This window comes from Streptomyces sp. NPDC004610 (assembly GCF_040609715.1).
GTDB lineage: Bacteria > Actinomycetota > Actinomycetes > Streptomycetales > Streptomycetaceae > Streptomyces.
In genome coordinates this window covers 130,196-152,161 of sequence record NZ_JBEXLA010000024.1, presented here as the reverse complement: position 1 = coordinate 152,161, position 21,966 = coordinate 130,196, and the positions used below count along the sequence as shown (strand labels likewise).

Below are 21,966 nucleotides of genomic sequence, written 5' to 3'. Positions count from 1 at the left end.
CTCAACTCTCTCGCCGACTACCTCACCAAAGTCGGAACCGCCGGCCAGCAAACAGGCCAGAACTAACCCTCAGGATTTCCGGCGCATCACACTAGAGGGGCATCTCCAGAAGGGAGCGTCCCTAGAGGGGACGGCAAAAAGCCGACCCACCGAAGTGGGTCGGCTCGATGCGGCGAACCAGCTGTGGCCGCGCGCTCAGCTGAGCGTCAGCGCGAGACCTTGCCGGCCTTGATGCACGAGGTGCAAGCGTTCACGCGCTTCGGCGTCCCGCCGACCACGGTACGCACGCGCTGGATGTTCGGGTTCCAGCGACGGGGCGTACGGCGGTGCGAGTGCGAGATGTTGTTGCCGAAGCCCGGCCCCTTGCCGCAGACGTCGCAGTTGGCAGCCACGGGTCACTCCAAAGACTTCAGATGCACTTACGGTGGATCCCGGCATGCCCGGATCCAGGGATCTGAGTGGCGGTGCCAGGGGGAATGGCCCGATCAGGATCGGGCAACCGAAGCAGCATACAACGGCTGCGTCGGTACAACGAAATTACCATGGCTGCTCAGGGGCCTGTCCGGCTCCCCCGGCGCCGGTCCCGCCCTCTTCCGCCGCGCACCGGGCCCGGGACTACGCTGCGTCCGACGTCCGGCAGGTTCCTAGGAGGCGCAGTGGCGCAGGTGCCGCAGACATTCTTCGATGCTCTCGCGGTGCGCACCTGGTGCGGTCTCGCGCTGGAGGCACTGGGTCGCGCGCGTGAGGAGATCGACGCGATCAATGTGTATCCGGTCGCGGACGGGGACACCGGGACGAATCTCTATCTGACCGTGGAGTCGGCGGTGGCGGCCGTGGAGGCGGTCTTCGCGGGCTACGAGGTCGACGCCCGCAACGCCGCCGGACCCTCCCTGGAGGACGCCGCGCGGGCCATGGCCCATGGGGCGCTGATCGGGGCGCGCGGGAACTCCGGGACGATCCTGGCGCAGCTGCTGCGCGGGATGGCCCAGGTGCTGACCGCGGGCGCGGGGGAGAAGGGGCACGCGGGCGGGGCCGAGCTGGCACTCGCCCTGCGCCACGCGGCCGGTGCAGCGCGCGAGGCGGTGGCGCATCCCGTCGAGGGGACGGTCCTGTCGGTGGCCTCGGCCGCCGCCGGGGCGGCGCTGAGAGCGGTGCCGGGCGAGGACTGCGGCACGGTCGCCCGAGCCGCCTACGAGGGCGCCCGTACGGCCCTGGCGGCGACCCCGGGCCAGCTGGCCGTGCTCGGGCGGGCCGGGGTCGTGGACGCCGGGGGACGGGGCCTGGTGGCGGTGCTGGGGGCGCTGGTGGAGACGTTCACGGGAGAGGTTCCGGGGGCGCCGCCCGCGAGCCTCGCGGGGGTCGCCGGTTCCGGGGCGGCTGGCTCGGGGGGCGCCGCTTCGGGGGTCGCCGGTTCCGGGGGAGCTGTTTCGGGGGGCGCCGGTTCCGGGGCCGTCGTGGAGTGCGCCGCCGACGGGAGCGAGGGCGGAGGCGGGGACGGGGACGGGCCCGCCTACGAGGTGATCTACCTCCTGGAGGCCGGTGACACGGCTGTGGCCCGGCTGCGGGAGCGGCTCGACGGGCTCGGGGACTCCCTGGTGGTGGTCGGCGGCGACGGACTGTGGAACGTCCATGTGCATGTCGACGACGCCGGGGCCGCCGTGGAGGCCGGGGTCGAGGCCGGGCGGCCGTACCGGATCCGGATCACCCACTTCGGCGCCGACGATGCGCACAGCGCGCGGGCGGAGCGGCTGCCCCGGGAGCGGGCGCAGCGGGCGGTGGTGGCGGTGGTGCCGGGCGAGGGCCTGGCCGGGCTCTACGCGGAGGCGGGCGCCACGACCGTGCTGGCCCGCCCCGGGGAGCCGCCCGCGAGCGGGGAACTGGTGGAGGCGGTGCGGCGGGCCCACGCGCGCGAGGTGGTGCTCCTGCCCAATGACGCCGAGCTGCGCCACACGGCCGCGGCGGCGGCCGAGCAGGCCCGTGCCGAGGGGGTCAGGGTGGCGCTGATCCCGACCCGGTCGGCCGTCCAGGGCCTCGCGGCCCTCGCCGTGCACGCGCCGGACCGGCGGTTCGACGAGGACGTGGTCTCCATGACCTCGGCGGCGGGCGCCACCCGCTACGCCGAGGTCGCGGTCGCCGAACGCCAGTCCTGGACCATGGCGGGGATCTGCCAGGCCGGGGACGTCCTGGGGCTGATCGAGGGGGATGTCGCGGTGATCGGCTCCGAGGTCGCCGCCACCGCGGAGGCGGTCCTCGACCGGATGCTCTCGGCGGGCGGTGAGCTGGTCACCCTGGTCCTGGGTGACGACGCGCCGGACGCCGTCGCCGGCCGACTGGAGACGCGGGTGCGGGAGTCGTATCTCGCGGTGGACACGGTGGTGTACCGGGGCGGGCGGCAGGGGGCGTTGCTGCTGATCGGGGTGGAGTAGAGGCCCCTGGCGGGCGGGGAGCTGCACGGACCAGGGGCCTCCACCGGGTCACTCGGCCTCGTTGTCGCTGCCGCCCTTGTCCTCCGCCAGCGTCTCCAGCATCCGTTCCGCCTCGCGGGTGCGCAGGGTCGCCGCCTCGGTACCGGCGTCGGTCCCGTCCTCGGTCCCGGCTTGCTGAGGTGCAGAGGCATAGGCCGTGAGGACCGCCCGCGCGCGGGTGCGGGCGGCGTCCGGGCGGCCGAGGTCGGCCTCCAGCCAGCCCGCGGCGAGTTCGGCGCCGGTACGGGCGTGCAGGGCGGCCGGGCCCAGGGACGCGAAGACCTCGACGGCATGGTTCAGCTCGGTCAGCGCCGCCTCGAAACCGGGCTCGTAGCCGGTGCCCTCGTCCTCGCCCGCCGCCCGGGCCAGCAGATCGCCGAACTGGCGGTGGGTGTGGCCGAGTTCGAGGGTGAGCGACCGGCGGTCCTCACCATCCGGGGCCGCGCTCCGGGCCGCCGCGCACTCCTCGACGGCCCGGGACATCAGGTCCGGCGCGGTGCCCCGGGTGGCCTCGTCGCGCAGGGCCAGCCAGGCGCGGGCGCGCAGGGCCCGGACCAGGCCGTGCAGATCGCCCAGGGTGCGCCACAGCTCGCCCGCGCGCTCGTACGCCCGGTCGGCGTCGGTGAGCATCCCGGCGGCGCCCAGGGACTCGGCGGCGAGATGGGCCAGGGTGGCGTGGTCCTGCTGCTCCGGCCAGTGCCGGGCGAGGTCGGCCGCCTGGAGGCGCCGCTCGGCCGCCGCGCGGTGCTCGCCCAGTTCGCTGAGCGCGTCCCCGAGCCACCACTGCGTCTGGACCACCGCCCCGTCGCCATGGGTCTCGGCGGTCAGGTCGGTGAGCGCCGACTCCAGCACCTCGGCGGCCTCCGCGAACCGCCCCTGGGGCAGCAGGAAGCCGCCCAGGAGCTGCCGCGCCCAGGCGCCCAGCTCGGCGCCCTCGCCCGCCTCGTCGGCCCAGTGCGCGGCCTCCAGGGCGTGTTCCGCGGCCTCGGCGGGACGTCCGCCGCCGCTGAGCACCTCGGCCAGCTGGAGGTTCAGCCGGGCCCGGCCGGGCGGCTCCAGATACGCCCCGCCGTGCTCCAGGGCCGCCCGCAGCGCCCGTTCCGCCCCGGCCGGGTCGCCCAGATGGTGGGCGAGTCCCGCGAGCCGGGCCTCGTACTCCACCGCGAACCACGGCAGACCCGCGTCCACGAACCCGGCCGCCGCCGCCTCGAACAGCTCCGCGGCCCCCGGCAGGTCCCCGGTGCGCGCCGCCAGCTCGGCGAGCATCGCCCGCGCCTCGGCGTCCCGCGCGGCGAGCCGTACGTCCTCCCCGGTCCGGCCCTCGACCAGGGTCGCCACCTCGCGCACCGCGGCCCCAGCGGCGTCCAGGTCGTCCCGCTCGATCTCCTCCCCGGCCTCGTGCACCCGCCGCATCAGGATCCGCGCCCGCGCCATCACCACCGACACGGTCTGCCGCACCCCGGTGCCCTCGGCGGCGTACAGCGCGAGCACCTCGTCGTACAGCCCCGTCACCACCGCCAGGGCCTCCGCGACACGCCCGGCGAGGGCCTGTACGTAGGCCCCCCGCGCGCGGGCCGCCAGTGCCTCGCCCGGGTCGCCCGCCTCGGCGTAGTGCTCCGCGGCCCGTTCGAAGAACTCCACGCCCTCCGGGCCCAGCCCCATCGCGTGGTGGTCGGCGATCTCGGCGCGGTCGCGGGCGTCCAGCCCGGCCCCGCCCTCGGCGGCCCGCGCCACCGCCGCCCATGCCTCCACGGCGTGCGGGCGCAGCGTGTCCGACTGGCGCCGGGCCTCGGCCAGCAGCGCCGCGAGGTCGCTCTCGGCGGGGGGCGCCGGTGCCTCCGGTACGGGGGTGGCCGGAGCGGTGCGTATGGAGCGGATGCCCAGGGGCAGGCGGTCCGTCAGCGGACGCTGGTCCATCCGCGCGCGGGCCCGCTCACTCACGTACGGCGTGCCGTTGCGGGCGTCGAAACGGGCCGCCAGCGCGAGGGCCTCCGTGCGGGCGTGCCCGGCCAGGGCGGCGGCCGTCCAGGCGCGTCCCGCCGGACCCGGCACCGGACCGTCGCCCAGGCCCAGCTCCGTCAGCCGGTCCATGAGCAGCGCCACCACGCTCAGGAAGTCCAGCCGGCTGCGCGGATGCCCGGTGTCGGTGAAGTACGCCGGACGCTCCGCGAGCAGCTCCAGCGCGCGGGCCTCGTTCCCGCTCAGCACGCAGAACTCCACATGGTCCGCGTAGGCGCCCCGCATGCTCTCCATCGGCCGGACCAGCCGGAAGCCGCGCAGATGGTGGGCGCGGGCGTCGTCTAGGCGGCCGAGCCGCAGCAGCGGCAGCAGCGACGAGGCGAGCGCGGTGTGCGGCTCATGGGCGCAGGTGTACTCGCCCTCCAGGACCGGCCCCCACAGCTCCAGCGCCCGCTCGTCCCGGCCCCGCTCCGAGTGCCACCAGCCCTGGCCGTGCAGCTCGCAGGCGTGGCAGTCGGCCATGTCGTCGCGGTCCGCCGCCAGCCAGGCCGTGTACGCCCGCTCGGCCCGCTCCACATCGCCGACATGCGCGGCCACACTGAACTCGGCGCCGCGCACCGCGCGTTCCGAGTGCCCGGCGAGCCGGTAGCGGTGCTCCATCTCGCCGAGCCACTTCTCGACCGAGGCGAGCGGGATGTGCGGCTGGTCCAGCATGCCCGCCGACATCCACTTGAAGACCCAGTGCAGCGAATGGGTCTCGTAGGCGTCGAAGTCCTCCGGGCGCTCGTCCCACATGCGCAGCAGGCGCGCGAAGGGGACGAACATCTTGTCCTTCTCGGAGCTGTAGTTGTAGACCTTCAGCTGGTGGCCGAGCGCCTCGATCACGGCGAGCGGGATGTCCAGCTTCTCGGCCTCGCCGAGCAGTTGCTCCGCGCGCGCGTTGCGGGCCGGGCCCTCGGGGCGCTCGGAGTTCTCCGCCATGGCGTGGCGCAGCGCGTCGAAGTCGGTGATCTCACTCATCGGTGACCGTTCCCGGGGGAGTCTGAGTCGGGGCCGCCGGGTTCGCCGGGGCCGGAGGGACTGGGTGGGCCGGAGGGACCGGAGGGGCCGGAGTTCCTGGGACCGGGCGGGCCGGGCGGGCCGGGCGGGCCGGGCGGGCTGGATGGGCCGGAGTTCCCAGGGCCGGAGTTCCCAGGGCCGGAGGGGCCCGGGTTCCCAGGGCCCGAGGCCGTCGTGCCCTCGCCGTGCGTGGCCCACTCCAGGAGCCCGATGAACGCGCGGTTCAGCAGGGCGGAGTCCGCCGGGCGCAGCGGGCGCTGGGCCATCAGCAGGGCCTGGCCGTACAGCGACTCGGTGGCCGTGCCGATCAGCTCCGGGTCCTGGAGCGAACTGATCCGCCGGATCAGCGGGTTGAGATGGTTGAGGACCAGCCTCGCGCGCGGGGCGCTGCCCCGCAGGGAGCCCAGGATGCCCGCCCACAGATCGTCGGCCTGCGCCTCGGCGTCCGCGCGGGCCTGCTCGTGCCGCGCCTGCCGGTCGTCCAGGTGCAGCGCGGGCACCGACAGCGGATGGAACGCGCGTAGCACCACATCGCAGCCCAGCGGGTCCAGCGCGGCGCGGGCGGCGCCCAGGAAGCCCGACAGCGCCAGCTCCTCCGCCGGGTCCACGGCGTCCAGATGGGCCGTCACCGTGTCCGCGTCCAGCTCCGCCACCGACGAACCCGGCCGCACCGACGGCAGCGCCTCCACCAGCTCGCTGTCATAGGTGTAGCCGCCGTTGACGACCCCGATGCCCTGGGCCGAGGCGATCGGGGCGACCTGCCGGAACTCCTCGACCGTCCGGGTGAAGTGCACCACCGGGTGGCGCTGCGCGAACTCCTCCAGGGACAGCTGCCCGTCCGTGGTCTCGAACGGCAGCCAGGGCAGCATCGTGCGCAGCATGTCCTTGTCGTGCCGGGCGAGCGACTTCACGCCCAGGTGGTGCACCGACAGGAACGCCGCCAGCCGCTGCGGGTCGCCGGCCGCGAGGCCCGTCAGCCAGGAGCGGATCCGCTCGCCCAGCGCCTCGCGCACCGCGGCCAGCGTCTCGTCCTCGTACAGCGCTTCGCGCGAGGCGGTCGGCCGCAGACTGTCGGTGTCCAGGACGCAGCGCACGAAGAACGCCCAGTCGGGCAGCAGCTGTTCGGCGCGCTCGGTGAGCAGCATGCCCTTGAGGTGCACCCGGTGCCGGGCGCGCTGGGCCGGGCTGACCGCCGACGGCAGCACATAGGCCACGCCCCGGATCCCGGCCAGCGGCACACTGAGGTCGATCGAGTCCAGCGGCGTGAACCCGAACAGGTCGTGGCAGTGCCGGGCCAGCGCCACCCGCCGGGTCGCGGGCGACGGATAGGGCCGGTCCCAGGGCGCCGGGAGATCGGTGACCTCCTCCGCGCCGACCCGTACGTCGTACGGCAGCAGGGAGCCGAAGTCCCGGGCCAGTTCCAGCACCCGGTCCCCGGCCAGCCACTCGGCGGCGCCCGCGCGGGGCTCCAGATGGACGGTGGTGCCCGGTTCGGGCCGGGCCGAGTCCGGGAGGGTCCGTACGGTGTACGAGCCGTCGTCGGTCGCCGTCCACTCCACCGGCGGGGCGTCCGGCCGGCGGGCGCTGCGGCTGACCACGCGGATCTTCTCGGCGACCACGAAACACGCCAGCAATCCGATGCCGAACTGCCCGAGGAAGTCCGAGCGGGCCTCCTGGAGCCCCTCGGCCCGCTTCGAGCTGCGGCCGATGGTGGCCAGCAGGGTGTGCACATCCGACTCGGTGAGCCCGATGCCGGAGTCCTCCACGCGCAGGGTGCCGCCCTCCGCGTACAGCCGCACCCGGGCGGGCGCGCCGGGCTGCTCGGTCCGGCGGGCGGTGATCGCGTCGACCGCGTTCTGCAACAGCTCGCGCAGATAGACCCGGGGACTGGAGTAGAGGTGATGGGAGAGCAGGTCCACCAGACCACGCAGGTCGACCTGGAAGGTATGGGGTGGGTGGGGAGGCTGAGGAGCCTGGGATGACTGTGAGGTCTGTGAATCCATCGTCGCTGCGCCGGTGGGGGGTTTCGCGACGGCGCGGGGTCGGGCGGCCCCGGGTGGGGTGACCGCGGATGGGCGGACGGAGCGGAACGCACGGACGAACGAGTGAACAGCCACCTGGGCGGCCACAACGGACAGCCACAACGGACGGCCACACGGACAGCCGAGTGGACAACCGTAGGGGCAACCGGCCGGCGATGGCCCGGGGCGGGCCATCCTAGAGCCCGAACGAGCCGTCTGACCAGGGGTTTCCTCAGACGTATACGGCAATGTCAGTGGCGTGGTGTGCAATGGATCTCGTGCCCGCGCTGGAAGAACCACTGAAGAAGGTGCTCGGCCCCGCCACCGCCAAGGTGATGGCCGAGCATCTCGGCCTGCTCACCGTCGGAGACCTCCTCCACCACTACCCGCGCAGATATGAGGAGCGCGGCCAGCTCACCCACCTCGCCGACCTCCCCATGGACGAGCACGTCACGGTGGTCGCGATGGTGGCCGACGCCCGGCTGCACACCTTCGCCTCCTCCCGCGCGCCCCGCGGCAAGGGCCAGCGCCTGGAGGTCACCATCACCGACGGCAGCGGGCGGCTCCAGCTGGTCTTCTTCGGCAACGGCGTCCACAAACCCCACAAGGACCTGCTGCCGGGCACCCGCGCGATGTTCGCCGGAAAGGTCTCCGTCTTCAACCGCAGGCTCCAACTCGCCCACCCGGCCTACGAACTGCTGACCGGAGACGGCGACGGCGACGGCGACGAGCCGGGCGAATCGGTCGAGACCTGGGCCGGCGCCCTCATCCCGCTCTACCCGGCGACGGCCAAGCTGGAGTCCTGGAAGATCGGCAAGGCCGTCCAGACCGTGCTGCCCCGCGCCCAGGAGGCCCTGGACCCGCTGCCGGGCTCCCTGCGCGAGGGCCGCGGTCTGCTCCCGCTGCCCGAGGCCCTGCTCAAGATCCACCGCCCCGCGACCAAGGCCGACATCGAGGACGCCCGCGCCCGCCTCAAATGGGACGAGGCGTTCGTCCTCCAGGTCGCCCTGGCCCGCCGCCGCCACGCCGACGCCCAGCTCCCGGCCGTTCCCCGCGCCCCCGCCGCCGACGGACTGCTCACCGCCTTCGACGCCCGGCTCCCCTTCACCCTCACCGAGGGCCAGCGCAAGGTGTCCCGCGAGATCTTCGCCGACCTCGCCACGGACCATCCCATGCACCGCCTCCTCCAGGGCGAGGTCGGCAGCGGCAAGACGATGGTCGCCCTGCGCGCGATGCTCGCCGTGGTGGACTCCGGAGGGCAGGCCGCCATGCTGGCGCCCACCGAGGTGCTGGCCCAGCAGCACCACCGCTCGATCGTGGAGATGCTGGGCGAGCTGGCCGAGGGCGGCATGCTGGGCGGCGCCGAGCACGCCACCAAGGTGGTGCTGCTGACGGGCTCCATGGGCGCCGCCGCCCGCCGCCACGCCCTGCTCGACCTGGCCACCGGCGAGGCCGGGATCGTCATCGGCACCCACGCCCTGATCGAGGACAAGGTGCAGTTCCACGATCTCGGTCTGGTCGTGGTGGACGAGCAGCACCGCTTCGGGGTCGAGCAGCGCGACGCCCTGCGCGGCAAGGGCAAACAGCCCCCGCACCTCCTGGTCATGACGGCCACCCCGATCCCGCGCACGGTCGCGATGACCGTCTTCGGCGACCTGGAGACCTCCGTCCTCGACCAGCTCCCGGCCGGCCGCTCCCCGATCGCCAGCCATGTCGTCCCGGCCGCCGACAAACCGCACTTCCTGGCCCGCGCCTGGGAGCGGGTCCGTGAAGAGGTCTCGGGCGGCCATCAGGCGTACGTGGTCTGCCCCCGGATCGGCGACGAGGAGGACGACCCGGGGAAGCCCGCGAAGGGTCCCGGCAAGTCCGCCCAGGGCTCCGGAAAGCCCGGCAAGGATTCAGGGAACCCCGCCAAGGGTCCCGGCAAGCCCCCCAACGCGGCGCCACCCGCCGGGGACGACGGGGACAAGCGCCCCCCGCTGGCGGTGCTGGAGGTCGCCGACCAGCTCGCTAAGGGGCCGCTGTCCGGCCTCCGCATCGAGGTGCTGCACGGCCGGATGCACCCCGACGACAAGGACGCGGTCATGCGCCGCTTCGCCGCCGGGGAGACGGACGTCCTGGTCGCCACCACGGTCATCGAGGTCGGGGTCAATGTCCCCAACGCCACCGCCATGGTGATCATGGACGCCGATCGCTTCGGGGTCTCGCAGCTCCACCAGCTCCGCGGTCGGGTCGGCCGGGGTTCCGCGCCCGGCCTGTGTCTGCTGGTCACGGAGATGCCGGAGGCGAGCCCCGCCCGTCAGCGGCTGGCCGCCGTCGCCGCCACCCTCGACGGCTTCGAGCTGTCCCGGATCGACCTGGAGCAGCGCCGCGAGGGCGATGTCCTCGGCCAGGCCCAGTCCGGCGCCCGCTCCAGCCTGCGCGTCCTGGCGGTCATCGAGGACGAGGAGATCATCGCGGAGGCCCGCGAGGAGGCGACGGGACTCGTGGCCGCCGACCCGGACCTCACCGCCCTCCCCGGCCTGCGCACGGCCCTGGACGCCCTGCTGGACGAGGAGCGGGAGCAGTACCTGGACAAGGGCTGAACCCCACCCCAGGGGCGCGCGGAACCCCGGGACCGGTGACACTGAACGCACGGCACTGAACGCCCGCCCCATCCCACCGCACCCGCACCTGACCACAACCCCCACCCACCCTCACCCCACCCCACCAAGAAGGACCCCCACCATGACCCGCGTGATCGCCGGCACAGCCGGCGGACGCCGCCTCACCGTCCCGCCGGGGACGGGCACCCGCCCCACCTCCGACCGCGCCCGCGAGGGACTCTTCTCCACCTGGCAGTCCCTCCTCGGCGCCCCGCTGGACGGCGAGCGCGTGCTCGACCTGTACGCCGGTTCCGGCGCCGTGGGCCTGGAGGCGCTGTCGCGCGGGGCGGGCCACACCCTGCTGGTGGAGTCCGACGCCCGCGCCGCCAAGGTCGTCCGGGAGAACGTACGGAACCTGGGCCTGCCCGGCGCCGAGGTCAGATCCGGCAGGGCCGAGCAGATCATCCAGTCGCCGCCACCGGACCCGTACGACCTGGTGTTTCTCGATCCGCCGTACGCCGTCACCGACGACGATCTTCGGGAGATACTGCTCACACTCCGCTCGCAGGGCTGGCTCGCGGCTCAAGCCCTCGTCACCGTGGAACGCAGCACCAGAGGCGGGGAATTCGGATGGCCGGGCGGTTTCACGGCCCTGCGGTCCCGTCGCTACGGCGAAGGAACCTTTTGGTACGGTCGCGCCGCCTCACAGTGCGAAGACGCACGATGACCGGACCGGAGAGCGAGGGATCTCAAGTGCGCCGCGCCGTCTGTCCCGGGTCGTTCGACCCGATCACCAACGGACATCTCGACATCATCGCCCGCGCGTCCCGTCTCTACGACGAGGTCTATGTCGCGGTGATGATCAACAAGTCCAAGAAGGGCCTGTTCGAGATCGAGGAGCGGATCGAGCTGATCCGCCGGGTCACCACCGAGTACGGAAACGTCCGGGTGGAAGCCTTCCACGGCCTCCTGGTCGACTTCTGCAAGCAGCGCGACATCCCGGCCATCGTGAAGGGCCTGCGCGCGGTCAGCGACTTCGACTACGAACTCCAGATGGCCCAGATGAACATCGGCCTGTCGGGCGTCGAGACCCTCTTCGTGCCCACCAACCCCACCTACTCCTTCCTCTCCTCCTCCCTGGTGAAGGAGGTCGCCACCTGGGGCGGCGATGTCTCCCACCTGGTGCCCCCGGAGGTCTTCGAGGCCCTCACCGCCCGGCTGAAGCGGGACTGAAACGGCCCGGGACCTCCCTCCCGGCCACTCCCCGGCCGCCCACGGTCGCCCCCGGCCGGTATCGCGGACACGGGACCGGCCACGCCCCGCCGTCCGTCGCCCGGAACCGGTGTCCCCCCGGCGCCCCGGGGCCGTACAGTCGTCCCGTCCGTCTCCAACACAGCTGCAGAGAATGGCGAGCACACGGTGGACGTGCAGAAGAAGCTCGACGAGATCGTCGCCGCGGTCTCCGGTGCCCGGTCGATGCCCATGTCGGCCTCGTGCGTGATCAACCGCGCGGAGACGCTCGCGATGCTGGAGGAGGTCCGGGCGGCGCTGCCCGACTCCCTCGCGCAGGCGCGGGAGCTGATCGGCGGCCGGGAACAGATGGTCGAGCAGGCCCGGCTGGAGGCCGACCGGATCATCCAGGGCGCGCACGCCGAGCGCGGCTCCCTGATCTCCGACACCGAGGTCGCCCGGGTCTCCCAGGGCGAGGCCGACCGCATCCTGGGCGAGGCCCGCACCGAGGCCGAGGAGATCCGCGCCGAGGCCGATGACTACGTCGACTCCAAGCTCGCCAACTTCGAGGTCGTCCTCACCAAGACCCTCGGCTCCGTCGGCCGCGGCCGCGAGAAGCTCCTCGGCACCGGCCCCGGCCTGGACGAACAGGGCTACGAGGACCAGGACGCCCCCGAGCGCAGCCACGACCCGGAGACCCTGCGCCGCACCGCCGACCAGTACGTCGACCTCAAGCTCGGCGCGTTCGAGGCGGTGCTCGCCAAGACCCTGGAGGCCGTCGGCCGCGGCCGGCAGAAGCTGCACGGCCGGATCGCCTCCGACGATCTCAGCGCCCTCGCCGACGACCTCTCCACCGTCCAGCACGCCAGCGACGCCGACTACCTCGCCGGACTCGCGGGCCCCGCCGACACCCCGGCCCCCCGCCCGGCCGCCACCCCCGTGGCCGCCCCGCCTCCGCCCGCGCAGCCCCCCGCCGCCCCCGAGCCCGCCTACGCCGCCTACCAGCAGCAGGGCTACGACCCGCCGCAGGACCCGTACGCCTACCAGCAGCCCGATCCCTACGGCTACCAGCAGGCGGACCCCTACGCCGCCGCCCCCGCCTACCAGGGCTACGACCAGCAGCAGCCGTCGTACGACCCCCACCAGGCCCAGCAGCAGCCGCAGCAGCCTCCCCAGCCCCCGCAGCCGGGGTACGCCCTCGACGAGACCAGCCTCTTCGACACCAGCATGATCAGCGCGGAGCAGTTGCGGGCGTACGAGCAGGGCCGGGGCCTGTAACCGGGAGCCGCGGGCGACCGGATTGGGCCATGAGCGAATGGTCCAGTATCCTGGCTCTTCGGTCGTGTGTACTTCCGCGATCAGCGCTGCCCAGACTCACCGACGGGCGGCGTTTCCTCTGAGCTAGCAGATCGAAAGCAGGAATGGCTCTGAACGCCCGCCTCGACCACCGCAACCCCCTCGTGTTCGACACGCACGAGCTGGGCCGGCGGCCCGGTGCGCTCCAGCGCCTGACCCGTACGGTCGACGCCCCCAAGGACCTCGGTCTCCAGGGTGTCGTCGCGGTGCCGGAGGGCACCTCGGTGGAGCTGACGCTCCGGCTGGAGTCGGTCATGGAAGGGGTGCTTGTCACAGGCACCGCCCGTGCGCGGGCCGCGGGGGAGTGCGTAAGGTGTCTGGAGCCGCTGGAGCTGGAGCTCGAAGCGGAATTCCAGGAGATGTTCTCGTACCCTGACGCCGATGACCGGGGCCGTGTGATCGCGGAACCGGGCGACGACGCCGAGGACGACGAGGACCGGCTCTTCATCGAGGACGGACTGTTCGACCTCGAACCCGTGCTGCGTGATGCGGTGGTGCTCGCACTGCCGATGCAGCCGGTGTGCCGGGAAGACTGCCCGGGTCTGTGCTCCGAGTGCGGAGCCCGGCTCGCGGACGACCCGGACCACCACCATGATGCCGTCGACATCCGTTGGGCGGCATTGCAGGGAATCGCCGATTCACTCGAAACCGGCGATCAGGATCCGATGGGCGGCGCCGGTTCCGGCGTCGACGAGAAGCAGGAGAAGTAGCCGTGGCTGTTCCGAAGCGGAAGATGTCGCGCAGCAACACGCGCCACCGCCGGTCGCAGTGGAAGGCTGCGGTCCCCACCCTGGTTGCGTGCGAGCGCTGCCACGAGCCCAAGCAGCAGCACATCGCGTGCCCGTCGTGCGGCACCTACAACAAGCGCCAGGTCCTAGAGGTCTGAGCGGCTGGTGAGAGGCACTGTGTCCACGCCAAAGAAGGCGGATGACGCCAACCCGGACCCAAAGGGCCGGAAATCGGCGGACCACCAGTCCTCGTCCCACGCACTTCTGGAAGGGCGGCTCGGCTACCACGTCGAGTCCGCCCTTCTGGTGCGTGCGCTGACCCATCGCTCGTACGCGTACGAGAACGGCGGTCTGCCCACGAACGAGCGCCTGGAGTTCCTCGGGGACTCCGTGCTCGGCCTCGTCGTGACGGACACGCTCTATCGCACCCACCCCGATCTGCCCGAGGGCCAGCTGGCCAAGCTGCGGGCCGCGGTGGTCAACTCGCGTGCGCTGGCCGGGGTCGGCCGCGGTCTCGACCTGGGCGCCTTCATCCGGCTCGGCCGGGGTGAAGAGGGCACGGGCGGCCGGGACAAGGCGTCCATCCTCGCCGACACCCTGGAAGCGGTGATCGGCGCGGTCTATCTCGATCAGGGCCTGGACTCGGCGGCGGAGCTGGTGCACCGGCTGTTCGACCCGCTGATCGAGAAGTCCTCCAATCTCGGCGCCGGCCTGGACTGGAAGACCTCCCTCCAGGAGCTGACCGCGACCGAGGGGCTCGGCGTGCCCGAGTACCTGGTCACGGAGACCGGCCCCGATCACGAGAAGACCTTCACCGCTGCCGCCCGCGTCGGAGGCGTCTCGTACGGCACCGGCACCGGCCGCAGCAAGAAGGAGGCGGAGCAGCAGGCCGCCGAGTCCGCCTGGCGGGCCATCCGCGCCGCCGCGGACGAACGCGCCGAGGCCGAGGCGAAGGCCAAGGCCGCGGAGGCCGAAGCCGAGGCTCAGACCCAGGCCGAGGCCAAAGCCGAGGTCCAGGCTCAGGTGGAGGCCCAGGCTCAGGTCGAGGCCCAGGCTCAGGCCGAGGAGGACGACGGCCCGCCGTCCGCCGCCTCCGCCTGACCCTTGTCCGGCCACCACCGGCCACCACCACCCCGCTCGGCCCGAGCGCCCGCCCCGCTCCGGGCCGGGCGCTCGGCCCGTCGGAGAGCCGTGGCCGCGCTCCTCGTCCCGCGCACACGGGACCGACCACCCCGACGGCCCCGCACCCGCCGCCCATCAGGGGGATCCGATGCCCGAACTGCCCGAGATCGAAGTCGTCCGGCGTGGTCTGGAGCGCTGGGTCGCCCATCGCACCGTCGCCGAGGCCGAGGTGCTGCACCCGCGTGCGGTGCGCCGCCATCTCGCCGGTGCCGAGGACTTCGGGCACCGGCTCAAGGGACACCGGGTGGGTGTGCCGAGCCGGCGCGGCAAATACCTCTGGCTGCCGCTGGAGGACACCGGTCAGGCGGTGCTCGCCCATCTCGGGATGAGCGGCCAACTGCTGGTCCAGCCGCACGGGGCGCCGGACGAGAAGCACCTCCGGATCCGCGTCGGATTCGCGGACGCCCTCGACACCGAACTCCGCTTCGTCGACCAGCGCACCTTCGGCGGCCTCTCGCTCCACGACACCGGGGCCGACGGACTGCCCGACGTCATCGCGCACATCGCCCGCGACCCCCTCGACCCGCTCTTCGACGACGAGGCGTTCCACCAGGCCCTGCGCCGCAAGCGCACCACGATCAAACGCGCCCTGCTCGACCAGTCCCTGATCAGCGGCGTCGGCAACATCTACGCCGACGAGGCGCTCTGGCGCTCCCGGCTGCACTACGAACGCCCGACCGCGACCCTCACCCGCCCCCGCACCGCCGAACTCCTCGGCCATGTCCGGGAGGTGATGAACGAGGCCCTCGCCGTCGGCGGCACCAGCTTCGACAGCCTGTACGTCAACGTCAACGGCGAGTCGGGCTACTTCGACCGCTCGCTCGACGCCTACGGCCGCGAGGGACTGCCCTGCAAGCGCTGCGGGACGCCGATCCGCCGCCGCCCCTGGATGAACCGGTCGAGCTACTACTGCCCGAAGTGCCAGCACCCGCCGAAGGCCACCGCCTGACCGGGTCCCGCTCGTCGTGGCCGACCCGTCGCGCTCCAGGGCGTGCAGGGTCTGGGGAGAGCATCTTGTCGCTGACCGCGGCGCCGACCGGTGGAATGTGATCCGGAGATGGCGCTGACCGGTGGAATATGGTCCGAGGGCGGCTAGTAGCCGAAATTCTGGGTCCACCAGGGGCCGCCCGAGCCGAACTCGACGCCCACGCCCAGCGTGGTGAAGTCGCAGTTCAGGATGTTGGCGCGATGGCCCTCGCTGTTCATCCAGGCGTCCATCACGGCGGCGGCGTCGGCTTGGCCGCGGGCTATGTTCTCGCCGCCGAGGCCGGCTATCCCGGCCTGCGCGGCCCGGTCCCAGGGGGTGTCGCCGTCGGGGTCGGTGTGGTCGAAGAAACCACGGGCGGCCATGTCCTCGCTGAAGTTCTGGGCCAGCCCCGACAGCGCGCTGTTCGCGGCGACCGGGCTGCATCCCGCGGCGGCCCGCTCCACATTGACCAGCCGCAGCACCTCGGCGGCGGCAACGGCCTCCTGGGACACCGTCCCGGGAGTGGAGGGCCGGGCCGGGGTGGAGGGCGGCACGACCGGCGCCTTGGTGGCCGTACGGCTGGGGGAGGGGGTGACCGGCCGGGTGCCGGGCTGCTGGGAGGCGGACTTCGAGGGGGTCGTCGCCGAGGGCTTCTTCGGCTCCGGGGTCCGCTCGGGGGCCGGGGAGCCGGGCGACTTCGAGTCCGGGGTCTTCGAGTCCGGGGTCTTCTTGCCGGCGGACGCCTCGGGCGAGGCCGCGGTGGGGGAGGTGCCCGGGGTGGTGGAGCCCTGGGTGCCGCCGGTGCCGGTGCCGTCCGTGCCCGGTGCCGGGCTCTCGGCGTCGCCGGAGGTGCCGCCCTGGGCGCTGGGGGTGCCGGTCGGGGTGTCGGCGGCCTCGATCCGGTCGCCGTCGCCGCCGAACCGGTAGGTGTCGGTGCCGGGCACCACCCCGGTGGCCACCGCGACCGTACCGAGCGCGACCGCGGCGGAGACGCCGAGCAGTCCGGTGCGCACCGGACGCGACCCCTTCTTACGGGGGCGGCGGTGCGAGCCGTTGTCGCCGCCGCCCTCGCCCTCCGTACCGAAGACGGAGACCGGCGCGGGGCGCGGATACTCGTCGTCGGTGGCGTAGAGGAACTCCTCGCTGCGGGCCGCGGACTCCGCGTACGCCTCCGGATTGAGATAGGGGGCGATGCCCCGGACCGGGCGGCCGTCCCCGTGGTCCCCGGTGCCGGAACCCTGCGGTACGCCCCCCGTGGCGCGGTCCCTGGCGGCGCGCCCGGCGTCCGAGCGTCGGTGGCGTCCCATGTCCTGGCCTTCCTCGTGGCGTGCGGTCGACTGGTCCTTCCGGTCAACGCAAGTCACTCGATCGAGTGAGTTTCAGATGAGATTCACTGCGTCGGGACGCTACCGCATGGCGCCTGAGGGGGAAGTGTCGTGAGTGACACCGCCCGGTTAAGTTGCAGTCATGAACGAGGACGTGCGGCTGGTGGCCTGGGTGCGGGGGCGGGTACAAGGGGTGGGTTTCCGATGGTTCACCCGGGCCAAGGCGCTGGAGATCGGGGGCCTGAGTGGCTTTGCTCTCAATTTGGGGGACGGCCGGGTCCAGGTGGTGGCCGAGGGGCCCCGGACGGGCTGTGAAGGGCTGCTGGAATGGCTCCGGACCGGCGACACGCCCGGCCGCGTGGACGGTGTGACCGAGATCTGGGACACACCTCGGGGCGGCTACGACGGCTTCGCCGTCCGCTGATCCGGAGACCTCAGGTGCCCGCACGACCGCTCAGGGGTGGTGCCCCGGAGTGCGCCCCGGGGGGAAAGCTCCTGGTGATTGCCGAGAAACCCTTGCCCTGGCAGGCTCCGCGGGGAAAGATGATCGGCAGGCCCTGCGGGCCCGCAGGAGTCGTCGCGTCGCCGTCACCGGCCGCGCGCCCCCGGGTCGCCCGCCAATACGGGGCGTGATCGTGTTGACCGTCAAACTTTTTGGTGAGACGCTGAAAGCCCCGCGCACCTTAGCTGTTTGGCATGGCAGAACAGCAGAGTCACCACTCGATGTGTCAAGCACCGCGGGTGCGATTCCCTCACGACCCACACCGTTTCGGTCGGTCACTCAGTGTGGAGGACCATTCCAATGGCAAAGGCGCTTCTCGGTTACGTCGGCGGCTCCGACCCTCGACTCCTCGCCGAGATGCGACGGCTCCAGCAGCGTGTCCAGGATCTGGAATCCGAGCTGGTACGAATCCAGGCGGAGAACGACGCGCTTTCGGCTGCCGCTTCTCACCACGAGATCATGGAGAGCATCGACGCACACCAGGCGGAGCCTGCGCTCACCTGATCACTGCATCGCACCACGACACGCAATGGTCGGGTTGCCCGTACAACCCGCTTTCGGCCACTAAGTTGTCAAGAAGTCGCAAGGGACGCTTCGGCGTCCCTTCTTTCTTTCCCCCCGCATTCTTTCACCCTCTTTAACGTCTGGTGTGCCCTGCGCGTTCAGCGGCGAAACCGCGGGTTCGTGGAGTGAGACAACCCCGGAAGGTAGAGTCCAGCGGCGTGCACCTCAAGGCCCTGACCCTGCGCGGGTTCAAATCGTTCGCCTCGGCGACCACGCTCCGGTTCGAGCCCGGAATCACGTGTGTCGTCGGACCGAACGGTTCGGGCAAGTCCAATGTGGTGGACGCGCTCAGCTGGGTGATGGGGGAGCAGGGCGCCAAATCGCTGCGCGGCGGAAAGATGGAGGACGTCATCTTCGCCGGCACCACCGGCCGCCCCCCGCTGGGCCGCGCCGAGGTGTCCCTGACCATCGACAATTCCGACGGGGCGCTGCCCATCGAGTACGCCGAGGTCACCATCACGCGGATCATGTTCCGCAATGGCGGCAGCGAATACCAGATCAACGGCGACACCTGCCGACTTCTCGACATCCAGGAACTGCTCTCCGACTCCGGTATCGGCCGGGAGATGCATGTCATCGTCGGACAGGGCCAGCTCGATTCCGTACTGCACGCCGATCCGATGGGCCGCCGCGCCTTCATCGAGGAGGCCGCCGGAGTGCTCAAGCATCGCAAGCGCAAGGAGAAGGCGCTGCGCAAGCTGGACGCGATGCAGGCCAATCTGGCGCGGGTGCAGGACCTCACCGACGAACTCCGCCGCCAGCTCAAACCGCTGGGCCGGCAGGCCGCCGTCGCCCGCCGGGCCGCCGTCATCCAGGCCGATCTGCGCGACGCCCGGCTCCGGCTGCTCGCCGACGACCTGGTGCGGCTGCGGGAGGCGCTGAGCGCCGAGGTCGCCGACGAGGCCGCCCTCAAGGAGCGCAAGGAAGCCGCCGAGCGGGAACTGAGGAAGGCCCTCCAGCGCGAGGCCCTCCTGGAGGACGAGGTCCGCCGCCTCACCCCGCGCCTCCAGCGCGCCCAGCAGACCTGGTACGAGCTGTCCCAGCTCGCCGAGCGGGTGCGCGGCACGGTCTCGCTGGCCGACGCCCGCGTCAAGAGCGCCACCGCCGCCCCGCCCGAGGAGCGGCGCGGCCGGGACCCCGAGGACCTGGAGCGCGAGGCCCACCGGGTGCGGGAGCAGGAGGCCGAACTGGAGGCCGCCCTCGAAGCGGCCCAGCACGCCCTGGACGACACCGTCACCCACCGCGCCGAACTGGAGCGCGAACTCGCCGCCGAGGAACGCCGTCTCAAGGACGCCGCACGGGCCATCGCCGACCGGCGCGAGGGCCTCGCCCGGCTCGGCGGCCAGGTCGGCGCGGCCCGCTCCCGCGCCGGTTCCGCCCAGGCCGAGATCGACCGGCTCGCCGCCGCCCGCGACGAGGCCCAGGACCGCGCGGTCACCGCCCAGGAGGAGTACGAGCAGCTCAAGGCCGAGGTCGACGGCCTCGACGCGGGCGACGCCGAACTCGCCGCGCGGCACGACACCGCCAAGGCCCGCCTCACCGAGGCCGAGTCCGCCGCGACCGCCGCCCGTGAGGCCCTCACCGCTGCCGAGCGCGCCCGCGCCGCGACCCAGGCCCGCCACGAGGCCCTCGCCCTCGGCCTGCGCCGCAAGGACGGCACCGGCATGCTCCTCGACTCCCGCGACCGCCTCACCGGCATCCTGGGCCCGGCGGCGGAACTCCTGACGGTGACGCCGGGCTACGAGGCCGCGGTGGCGGCGGCGTTCGGCGCGGCGGCGGACGCCATCGCCGTCACCACCCCCACCGCAGCGGCCGACGCCCTCCGCCTCCTCCGCAAACAGGACGCGGGCAGAGCGTCCCTCCTCCTGACAGGAGCCCCGGAAACCCCACCCACCGTCCCGCCTTCCGGGACCACGGACGCGGGCTGTCTGGAAACGCGGGCCACCTTCCCGCCCTGCGTGACCACGGACGCGGGCCCTCTGGAAGCGCGGGCCACCGTCACGCCCTCCGTGACCACGGACGCGGGCCCCCCGGAAACGCGGGACACCCTCACGCCCTCCAGGAGCACAGGCGCGGGCGCCCCGGAATCACCGCCCACCCCCACGCCCTCAAGGGGCGCGGGGAACTGCGCGACCAGCCCCCACCCACCCGCACCCGCCGACCCTCCCGCCACCACCCCCCACCCCACGCGCCCCCCGCGCCTCACCCCCCACCCCCCACCCCCCGCCACCACCTACGTCAAGGCCCCTCCCGACCTCACCCCCGCCATCCACCGCCTCCTCCACGGCATCACCATCGTGGAAACCCTCGACGACGCCGAAGAACTCATCCGCCGCCGCCCCGACCTCACCGCCGTCACCGCCGAAGGCGACCTCCTCGCCGCCCACTTCGCGCACGGCGGCTCCGCAGGCGCCCCCAGCCTGCTGGAGGTCCAGGCGTCCGTGGACGAGGCCGCCAACGAACTGGCGGAACTGGCCGTCCGCTGTGCCCGCCTCACCGAGGCCCAGGCCACCGCCCAGACCCACCGCACACAGTGCCGCGCGCAGACCGAGGAACTGGCCGAGCGCCGCCGCGCAGCCGAGCGCGAGAAGTCCTCCGTGGCCCAGCAGCTCGGCCGGCTCGCCGGTCAGGCGCGCGGCGCGGCCGGTGAGGCCGAGCGGAGCGCCGCCGCGGCGGCCCGCGCGCAGGACGCCCTGGACAAGGCGCTCCAGGAGGTCGAGGAACTCGCCGAACGACTGGCCGTCGCCGAGGAGATGCCGTTCGAGGAGGAGCCCGACACCGCTGCCCGCGACCGGCTCGCCGCCGACGGCGCCAACGCCCGGCAGACCGAGATGGAGGCCCGCCTCCAGGTCCGTACGCATGAGGAGCGGGTCAAGGGGCTGGCCGGGCGGGCGGAGTCGCTGGACCGGGCCGCGCGCGCGGAGCGCGAGGCGCGGGCGCGGGCCGAGCAGCGCAGGGCCCGGCTGCGCCACGAGGCGGCCGTCGCCGGGGCGGTCGCCGCGGGCGCCCGTCAGCTGCTCGCGCATGTCGAGGTGTCCCTCGGCCGCGCGGAGCGGGAACGTACCGTCGCCGAGGCCGCCAAGGCGCGCCGGGAGCAGGAGCTGACCGCGGCGCGCGGGCAGGGCCGTGACCTCAAGGCCGAGCTGGACAAGCTGACCGACTCGGTGCACCGGGGCGAGGTGCTCGGCGCGGAGAAGCGGATGCGGATCGAGCAGCTGGAGGGCAGGGCGCTGGAGGAGCTGGGGGTCGAGCCCGCCGGGCTGGTCGAGGAGTACGGGCCGCATCAGCCCGTGCCGCCGTCGCTGCCCGCCGAGGGCGAGGTGCTGCCGGAGGACCCGGAGCATCCGCGCAACCAGCCGAAGCCGTTCGCGCGCGGGGAGCAGGAGAAGCGGCTGAAGGCGGCCGAGCGGGCGTATCAGCAGCTCGGCAAGGTGAACCCGCTGGCGCTTGAGGAGTTCGCCGCGCTGGAGGAACGTCATCAGTTCCTCAGCGAGCAGCTGGAGGATCTGCGCAAGACCCGGGCCGATCTGCTCCAGGTGGTGAAGGAGGTCGACGAGCGGGTCGAGCAGGTCTTCACCGAGGCGTACCGGGACACCGCACGGGAGTTCGAGGGGGTCTTCGGGCGGCTCTTCCCGGGCGGTGAGGGACGGCTCGTGCTGACCGACCCGGACAACATGCTCACCACCGGCGTCGATGTCGAGGCCCGGCCGCCCGGCAAGAAGGTCAAGCGGCTGTCGCTGCTCTCGGGCGGCGAGCGGTCGCTGACCGCGGTGGCCCTGCTGGTGTCGATCTTCAAGGCGCGGCCGAGCCCGTTCTATGTGATGGACGAGGTCGAGGCGGCGCTCGACGACACCAACCTCCAGCGGCTGATCCGCATCATGCAGGAGCTCCAGGAGGCGTCCCAGCTGATCGTCATCACCCATCAGAAGCGCACCATGGAGGTCGCGGACGCGCTGTACGGGGTCTCCATGCAGGGTGACGGTGTGTCGAAGGTGATCAGCCAGCGGCTGCGCTGACGACGGG

General features: G+C 73.0%; 16 protein-coding genes. 12 read left to right on the top strand and 4 right to left on the bottom strand.

Annotation, left to right across the window (positions count from 1 at the left end):
- Positions 1–206: 206 nt before the first annotated feature.
- Complete coding sequence (gene rpmB, locus ABZX40_RS25780) at positions 207–392, bottom strand: 50S ribosomal protein L28 (RefSeq protein WP_004924906.1); 186 nt, start codon at positions 390–392, stop codon at positions 207–209.
- Positions 393–656: 264 nt separating this feature from the next.
- Here rpmB and ABZX40_RS25775 point away from each other — a divergent pair, with 264 nt between their 5' ends.
- Positions 657–2,426 (top strand): DAK2 domain-containing protein, encoded by a 1,770-nt coding sequence (locus ABZX40_RS25775; RefSeq protein WP_355742384.1) that lies wholly within the window; start codon positions 657–659, stop codon positions 2,424–2,426.
- Between the two features lie 48 nt (positions 2,427–2,474).
- Here the strand turns inward: ABZX40_RS25775 and ABZX40_RS25770 are convergent, their stop codons facing one another.
- Positions 2,475–5,444, bottom strand: coding sequence for a tetratricopeptide repeat protein (locus tag ABZX40_RS25770; protein WP_355742387.1), 2,970 nt, complete (start codon positions 5,442–5,444; stop codon positions 2,475–2,477).
- Complete coding sequence (locus tag ABZX40_RS25765) at positions 5,441–7,486, bottom strand: HSP90 family protein (protein ID WP_355742390.1); 2,046 nt, start codon at positions 7,484–7,486, stop codon at positions 5,441–5,443. Before ABZX40_RS25765 ends, ABZX40_RS25770 begins: the two co-directional genes overlap by 4 nt.
- Before the next feature lie 287 nt (positions 7,487–7,773).
- Between ABZX40_RS25765 and recG the strand changes: the two genes are divergently transcribed.
- The 8 genes from recG to mutM all read left to right on the top strand — a co-directional run bounded on the left by recG (position 7,774) and on the right by mutM (position 15,534).
- Complete coding sequence (recG, locus tag ABZX40_RS25760; protein ID WP_355742393.1) at positions 7,774–10,089, top strand: ATP-dependent DNA helicase RecG; 2,316 nt, start codon at positions 7,774–7,776, stop codon at positions 10,087–10,089.
- Positions 10,090–10,231: 142 nt separating this feature from the next.
- A complete protein-coding gene (gene rsmD, locus ABZX40_RS25755; RefSeq protein WP_355742396.1) occupies positions 10,232–10,816 on the top strand; it encodes a 16S rRNA (guanine(966)-N(2))-methyltransferase RsmD in 585 nt (194 codons plus the stop codon).
- Positions 10,817–10,842: 26 nt separating this feature from the next.
- A complete protein-coding gene (gene coaD / locus ABZX40_RS25750) occupies positions 10,843–11,322 on the top strand; it encodes a pantetheine-phosphate adenylyltransferase (RefSeq protein WP_355742692.1) in 480 nt (159 codons plus the stop codon).
- 186 nt (positions 11,323–11,508) lie between these two features.
- Positions 11,509–12,597, top strand: a complete 1,089-nt coding sequence (locus tag ABZX40_RS25745; RefSeq protein ID WP_355742399.1) for a cell division initiation protein — start codon at positions 11,509–11,511, stop codon at positions 12,595–12,597.
- Between the two features lie 143 nt (positions 12,598–12,740).
- Positions 12,741–13,385: a YceD family protein gene (locus tag ABZX40_RS25740; protein WP_355742402.1), complete on the top strand. Its 645-nt coding sequence runs from the start codon at positions 12,741–12,743 to the stop codon at positions 13,383–13,385.
- A gap of 2 nt (positions 13,386–13,387) precedes the next feature.
- Positions 13,388–13,561, top strand: coding sequence for a 50S ribosomal protein L32 (gene rpmF, locus ABZX40_RS25735; RefSeq protein ID WP_003951102.1), 174 nt, complete (start codon positions 13,388–13,390; stop codon positions 13,559–13,561).
- Positions 13,562–13,580: 19 nt separating this feature from the next.
- Complete coding sequence (gene rnc / locus ABZX40_RS25730) at positions 13,581–14,504, top strand: ribonuclease III (protein WP_356162680.1); 924 nt, start codon at positions 13,581–13,583, stop codon at positions 14,502–14,504.
- A 169-nt stretch (positions 14,505–14,673) separates the two neighbouring features.
- Positions 14,674–15,534, top strand: coding sequence for a bifunctional DNA-formamidopyrimidine glycosylase/DNA-(apurinic or apyrimidinic site) lyase (gene mutM / locus ABZX40_RS25725; protein ID WP_355742409.1), 861 nt, complete (start codon positions 14,674–14,676; stop codon positions 15,532–15,534).
- Positions 15,535–15,677: 143 nt separating this feature from the next.
- Here the strand turns inward: mutM and ABZX40_RS25720 are convergent, their stop codons facing one another.
- Positions 15,678–16,859 (bottom strand): CAP domain-containing protein, encoded by a 1,182-nt coding sequence (locus ABZX40_RS25720; protein ID WP_355742412.1) that lies wholly within the window; start codon positions 16,857–16,859, stop codon positions 15,678–15,680.
- A gap of 160 nt (positions 16,860–17,019) precedes the next feature.
- On the opposite strand from ABZX40_RS25720, the gene ABZX40_RS25715 reads away from it, so the two are divergent.
- The 3 genes from ABZX40_RS25715 (at position 17,020) to ABZX40_RS25705 (ending at position 21,959) form a co-directional block, all read left to right on the top strand.
- The gene (locus tag ABZX40_RS25715) at positions 17,020–17,301 is read left to right on the top strand and encodes an acylphosphatase (protein ID WP_355742415.1); all 282 of its coding nucleotides are present in this window, start codon (positions 17,020–17,022) and stop codon (positions 17,299–17,301) included.
- A gap of 378 nt (positions 17,302–17,679) precedes the next feature.
- Positions 17,680–17,883, top strand: a complete 204-nt coding sequence (locus ABZX40_RS25710; protein ID WP_355742418.1) for a hypothetical protein — start codon at positions 17,680–17,682, stop codon at positions 17,881–17,883.
- A 218-nt stretch (positions 17,884–18,101) separates the two neighbouring features.
- Positions 18,102–21,959, top strand: a complete 3,858-nt coding sequence (locus ABZX40_RS25705; RefSeq protein ID WP_355742421.1) for an AAA family ATPase — start codon at positions 18,102–18,104, stop codon at positions 21,957–21,959.
- The last annotated feature ends 7 nt before the right edge of the window (positions 21,960–21,966 follow it).